Origin of the sequence: Halorubrum sp. CBA1125 (assembly GCF_009742825.1) — an archaeon.
In the GTDB taxonomy this organism is placed as follows: domain Archaea; phylum Halobacteriota; class Halobacteria; order Halobacteriales; family Haloferacaceae; genus Halorubrum.
Genome location: NZ_WPCE01000204.1, coordinates 1 through 4,865 on the forward strand (window position 1 = coordinate 1; position 4,865 = coordinate 4,865).

General features: G+C 69.4%; 6 protein-coding genes. 2 read left to right on the plus strand and 4 right to left on the minus strand.

Annotation, left to right across the window (positions count from 1 at the left end):
• Positions 1 to 416 (minus strand): creatininase family protein (locus tag GJ633_RS14005; protein WP_197431355.1); only part of this gene is annotated, 416 nt, incomplete at its 3' end.
• A 185-nt stretch (positions 417 to 601) separates the two neighbouring features.
• On the opposite strand from GJ633_RS14005, the gene GJ633_RS14010 reads away from it, so the two are divergent.
• The gene (locus GJ633_RS14010; protein ID WP_394351165.1) at positions 602 to 850 is read left to right on the plus strand and encodes a hypothetical protein; all 249 of its coding nucleotides are present in this window, start codon (positions 602 to 604) and stop codon (positions 848 to 850) included.
• Positions 851 to 887: 37 nt separating this feature from the next.
• Here GJ633_RS14010 and GJ633_RS14015 read toward each other — a convergent pair whose 3' ends face one another.
• From GJ633_RS14015 to GJ633_RS14025, 3 genes are all read right to left on the minus strand, one after another.
• Positions 888 to 2,834, minus strand: a complete 1,947-nt coding sequence (locus GJ633_RS14015) for an ABC transporter ATP-binding protein (RefSeq protein WP_156589311.1) — start codon at positions 2,832 to 2,834, stop codon at positions 888 to 890.
• Between the two features lie 622 nt (positions 2,835 to 3,456).
• Positions 3,457 to 3,756, minus strand: coding sequence for a hypothetical protein (locus GJ633_RS14020; protein WP_156589312.1), 300 nt, complete (start codon positions 3,754 to 3,756; stop codon positions 3,457 to 3,459).
• A 65-nt stretch (positions 3,757 to 3,821) separates the two neighbouring features.
• Positions 3,822 to 4,313: an SHOCT domain-containing protein gene (locus GJ633_RS14025; RefSeq protein ID WP_197431356.1), complete on the minus strand. Its 492-nt coding sequence runs from the start codon at positions 4,311 to 4,313 to the stop codon at positions 3,822 to 3,824.
• Between the two features lie 167 nt (positions 4,314 to 4,480).
• Between GJ633_RS14025 and GJ633_RS14030 the strand changes: the two genes are divergently transcribed.
• The coding region (locus GJ633_RS14030) for an MBL fold metallo-hydrolase (protein WP_156589313.1) at positions 4,481 to 4,865 on the plus strand (385 nt) is incomplete at its 3' end.

Here is a 4,865-nt window from a genome sequence, read left to right on the forward strand (position 1 = left end):
ACGACGCGGTCGATCCCGTGGTGGGTGAGCGACGCCGCCGACTCGCGGACGTACGCCCGGAACGCGTCGGCCGACACCCACATCGTCCCGTCGAACGCGCGGTGCTCCTCGGCGACGCCGACCGGGATCGGCGGCGCGACGGCGACCGTTCCGGCGCTGGCGGCGGTCTCGGCGCCATCCTCGTCGACCTCGGCGTCCTCGCCGGCCTCGTCGACGTCTCCCTCGTCGACGTCGCCATCGTCGACGTTCCTCGCCTCGTACGCGGTCGCGCCCGCCTCCGCGACCGCGACCGCGTCGAGCGTGTCGGTCCCGAGCGGCGCGTGAGGGCCGTGCTGTTCGGTGCTGCCGACCGGGACGAACGCGACGTCGACGGCGGCGTCGCGCACGTCGGTCCAGGTGGCCTCGGCGAGTCGCATGTCCTCCCGTCGGCGGCCGGGACCGTATAGCCGGCGGTCGCACCCCGCCCGCCGAGCGCCCCCGAGCGCTCCCGAACGACCGAGGAATTATGCCGCGGGCGGCCGACAGATCTCGTACGGGTGACTGTACCATGGGGAATGAGCACGCGGAACGCGTAAACGAGGACCATGGTCGGGAGCACGGTGTGCGGTTCGGCCCCCTGAAGCGAGCGCTCTGCGAGCACCGGTATCCGGTGACGACGGCGGAGTTGATAGAGCAGTACGGGGGGGTCGAACTGGAGACCGCCGCGGAGACGGAGCGGCTCGACCGCGTCCTCGAACGATGCGAGGAGACGACGTTCCGGGAGCCGTGGGAGGTACGAGACGCCATCCTCGGCGCGCTCGGAGAGACCACGGTCGGCGAGGAGGCCGACTGGAGCCGCGTCTCGCCGTAGGCGATCCGACGGCGGGCGGTCGCTCGGCGAGCCGATATCAGTCGTCGTCGCCCTCCGCGTCCTCGACCAGGCGCGCCGCCCGCCGCTGGGCGCGGTCGACGAACTCCCGGGGTAGCTCGTCGATCTCGCCGGCCTGCACGCCCCAGAGGTGTGCGTACAGCCCGTCGGCGTCCAGCAGATCCTCGTGTGTCCCGCGCTCGACGATCTCGCCGTCGTCCAACACAAGGATCGTATCGGCGTCCTTGATCGTCGAGAGCCGGTGGGCGATCGCGAACGTCGTCCGGTCGGTCGTGAGCCGGTCGAGCGAGCGCTGGATCAGCATCTCCGTCTCCGTGTCGACGTCGGAGGTCGCCTCGTCCAACACGAGGACGTCCGGATCCTTGAGCACTGCCCGCGCGATGGTGACGCGCTGGCGTTGTCCGCCGGAGAGCTTCACGCCGCGCTCCCCGACCATCGTGTCGTAGCCGTCCGGGAGGTTCTGGATGAACTCGTGGGCTTCCGCCGCCTTCGCGGCCTCGCGGACCGCCTCGTCGGTCGCGTCGAACGTCCCGTACGTGATGTTCTCGCGGACGGTTCCGTAGAACAGGTACGAGGACTGCCCGACGTACCCGATCGACTGGCGGAGCGACCGGAGCGTGACGTCGCGGACGTCCTGGCCGTCGATCTCGATGCCCCCCTCGTCGACGTCGTACATCCGGAGCAGCAGCTTCAGCACGGTCGACTTCCCGGCGCCGGTGGGGCCGACGAGCGCGAGCGTCTCCCCGCCGTCGACGGCGAAGTCGACCCCCTCGATTATCGGTTCCTCCTCGTAGCCGAAGGTGACGTCGTCGTAGACGACCCGCCCCTCGTCGACGACCAGGTCCGCCGCGTCGGGGTTCTCCGCGAGCCGCGAAGGCTCGTCCATCAGCCCGAAGATCCGCGCCGAGGAGGCGCGGGCGCGCTGGTACATGTTGATGATCTGTCCGAACTGGGCCATCGGCCAGATGAACCGCTGCGTGTAGAGGATGAAGACGACGAACATCCCGACTGAGAGGTCGCCGGTGAACGGGCCGGGCGCCGCGCCGCGGAACACCCAGAGGCCGCCGACCACGAACGTGAACACGAAGCCGATCCCGGCGAGCACCCGGAGCCCGGGGAAGAACTTGATCCGCGTGCGGATCGCGTCCCAGTTGGCGTCGAAGTAGTCCATCGAGACGTCGTCGACGCGGTCGGACTCGTACTCCTCGGTGTTCGAGGACTTGATCACCTGGATGCCGCCGAGGTTGTTCTCCAGCCGGGAGTTGAGCGTGCCGACCGACGACCGCACCTCGGCGTACTTCGGCTGGATCGTCCGGATGAACAGGTAGGTGAACCCGGCGATGACCGGGACCGGCAGCAGCGCGACCAGGGCGAGCTGCCAGTTGATCCACAGCAGGAGCCCGCCGATGCCGACGACCATTACGGCGAGCCGGAACAGCGAGTTCATCCCGTCGTTGAGGAACCGCTCGAGCCGGTTCACGTCGTTCGAGAGGATCGACATCATCTCGCCGGTCTGCTTGTCCGCGAAGAACTCCATGTTCAGCCGCTGCATCTTGTCGTAGGTGTCGGTCCGGACGTCGTGTTGGATGTGCTGGGCGAACGCGTTGAACCCCCAGTTGCGGAGCCAGTGGAATCCGGCGCCGAACGCGAACGCGCCGGCGATGACGGCGACCGTGAACCAGAACTGGCCGGTCCGGCCGGCGGGGAGCCACGCCTCGGGCAGCAACACCAGCGGGATCTGCTCGCTGAAGAGCGCGTCCTCGTAGAAGACCGCGTCGATGGCGATCCCCAACATGAGCGGCGGGAGGAGGTCGAGGAGCCGCGCGAAGACGCTGGCGAGGATCCCCACCGTCACCTGCGGGAGGTAGTCGCGGCCGTACGCGAGGAACAGCCGCTTCATCGGGTTCTCGACCTCCTCGCGCTGCTCCTCGAACGGGTCGTCTTCGTCCAACGCGGCGCTACTCATCACCGTGACTACCGGGCCGCGAGGCAAGTGCGTTTCCTTCGGATCGATCTGGACGAGCGTGGACCCGTTTATACCCCTTCGGCGCGCCGGTGAGCGCCCAACGGGCGCGAACCGCGCGCGAGGGAGTCAGTCGCCAAAGGCGACTGACGAGGCTGGGGAGGTATGAGGTGCGGTCGGATGGGACTCAAAGGGGCGGCCGGGAGGACGAAGTACGACGATGGAAGCACCGCAGGAACGAACGGAGTGAGTGACGAGGAGCACACCGAGTCGCACGAGTCGTGCGAGGGCGACCGGAGGGAGCCCTCGACTGGCGAACGGCGGAGCCGTGAGCCCTCCCGGCCGGGGCTTTGTGATTGTTCGGCGTGCCAGTACTCATTGATAAGCGAGCGGCTGTACGCAGCTGCTTCTAAATTGGTCACGACCACACACAAAGCCACAGCCGGGAGACGGGCGCACGTTCGCTGTCGCCCGGAAATCTCCGATTTTCGGGATAACGAGACGCCGAAGGCGTCTCGAACCACGCGCTTCAGTCGCTCACTTTGCTCGTCCTTCCAGTGTCGCCGGCGACGCCACCGCACTGCGCATTCCGTTATAAACTGTCGCGGTCGACGCGCTCGTCCCGTTATACACTCCGCCGCTCGATCGCCGGGTCGACGCCGGCGGCGTCGAGGTCCTCGCGGATCCGGCGTCTGAGCGGGTCCGGAATCGACCCGCGCGGGACCGGCGCGGCGGTTCCGGCTCCGTCGTCCGTCTCCCCCTCGGTTCCCAATCCGTCCGGAACGGTCCAGTAGAGGACGCGGTCGGCGTCGGCGTAGAACTCCACGGCGAACCGGTCGCCGCCGCCGTCGTAGTGGACCCGCGCGGCGGCCCCCTCGGCGCGCCACCCCTCCTGTCTGGCGAGCGCAGCGATCGCGTCGTGCATGCCCGGCGTCGGGCGGCCGGACACATGTGGGTGTCGGCCGCGGACCGCGGGGAGCGCGGTCGTCGCTACTCCCGTGCGCGTTCCACCGCCCCATCGTCGTCGTCGATCCCGTCGTCATCTTCGGGTCCGTCGTCGGCCGCGTCACGCCCCTCGCCGAGGAGATCGTCGCTGGAGAGGTCGGCGCCGCGCCCCCGTTCGATCCGCCGGCGCGCGTCCTCGGGGATCTCGGTCTCCAGCAGCGCCTCCAACCGCCGCTCGAACTCCTCGTCGTCGAGTTCGCCGCGGGCGTAGCGGTTCCGGAGGGTGTCGAGCGCGTCCGCGGTCGACGCGTCGGGAGCGGTGATCTCCGCGTCTGCGGTCTCCCCCGTGTCCGGCGTCTCCGCGAAGCCGTCGGGCCAGAACGTGTCAACCACGATCGCCCCGCCGATCCCCAGCGCGAAGGCGGCGCCCGCGACGTTCCACCAGCCGAGCGCGCCGAACACGAGCGACGCGGCGAAACAGACGACGAACACCGCTTCCTCCGGGTCGCGGCGGACCCCCTCGGGGACTCGAACCATGCCTCCTCCTACCGAGCCGAACCGATAAAAGCCGTCGCCGCGCGCGTTGCGGCACGCGCTCGTATCGCACGCTGCCGACGCTGACGCGCGCCGCCGACACTCCGCGTCTTCGACCCCGTCTCCGGCGGTATCGACACCAGTTTAACAGCCCGTCTCGATGAGCGGACATGTCCCTTCGCGTCACGTTCCTCGGGACGGGCGGCGCCGTCCCGACCACCGAGCGCGCGCCGAGCGCCCTGTTCGTCAACCGCGAGGGCGACCGCCTGCTGTTCGACTGCGGCGAGGGCACCCAGCGCGGGATGATGCGGTTCGGCACCGGCTTCGGGATCGACCACATCTTCGTCTCGCATCTCCACGGCGACCACGTGCTCGGGATCCCCGGGCTGGTCCAGACGCTCGGGTTCAACGACCGGAGCGAGCCGCTGACGGTCCACTGTCCGCCGAACACCGCCGCGGACCTCCACGACCTCGTCCACGCGGTCGGCCACGACCCCGCGTTCCGCGTCCGGATCGAATCCGTCGCGCCCGGCGAGGTCGCGCTCGACGCCGACG

What these genes read in the sequence shown, in the direction of transcription:
- GJ633_RS14025 (WP_197431356.1), bottom strand. Translation starts at nt 4,313, where the DNA reads ATGGTTCGAGTCCCCGAGGGGGTCCGCCGCGACCCGGAGGAAGCGGTG.
- GJ633_RS14015 (WP_156589311.1), bottom strand. Translation starts at nt 2,834, where the DNA reads ATGAGTAGCGCCGCGTTGGACGAAGACGACCCGTTCGAGGAGCAGCGC.
- GJ633_RS14020 (WP_156589312.1), bottom strand. Translation starts at nt 3,756, where the DNA reads ATGCACGACGCGATCGCTGCGCTCGCCAGACAGGAGGGGTGGCGCGCC.